We start from the raw sequence: 500 nt of genomic DNA, 5'->3' as shown, positions 1-500 counted from the left end.
TACCCTGAACCGACAGGGAGATTTTCTGATGGCCAGACAAGGGTCCAACTCCGGCATGAATTGTTCGATTTTCCTCAGATGGGGCTTCCAGTCGCTGGAGTGTCAAGAACCCGTCTTGATTTTCTCTCGCTCATTTCTTCTTGACCTTCCAGCCGCTGGAAGCGGGAAAACAGGAAAATCGATCAACTACGGAGCCAATCATGAAATTCAGCGTTCCAGACATGAGCTGTGGTCACTGCAAGGCCGCCATCGGCGCGTCCATTGAGCAGGCGGACGGTTCTGCCCATGTCGAATTCGACATGGCGAACAGGACCGTGACCGTCACGAGCACCCGGTCCGCACAGGAAATCGCAGGCGTTCTCAAGGAGGCGGGCTACAGCTCCGAATTGCTGCTGCAAAACCCATGAGGGGTCGAACATCGTCCCGGATCGCTTGACCGGAGCGTTCGGCAACCTGTTTTGACGGAGATCGGTATGTCATCCGACTACAAGAAAAACAGC

At 54.8% G+C, this 500-nt stretch carries 1 protein-coding gene; it reads left to right on the top strand.

Annotated elements, in window-relative coordinates:
- Positions 1–200 precede the first annotated feature (200 nt).
- Positions 201–407 (top strand): heavy-metal-associated domain-containing protein, encoded by a 207-nt coding sequence (locus tag ACYQ54_RS28470; protein ID WP_460088507.1) that lies wholly within the window; start codon positions 201–203, stop codon positions 405–407.
- The last annotated feature ends 93 nt before the right edge of the window (positions 408–500 follow it).

This window comes from Roseibium sp. LAB1 (assembly GCF_054658235.1).
This window is presented reverse-complemented; position numbering and strand designations above follow the sequence as displayed.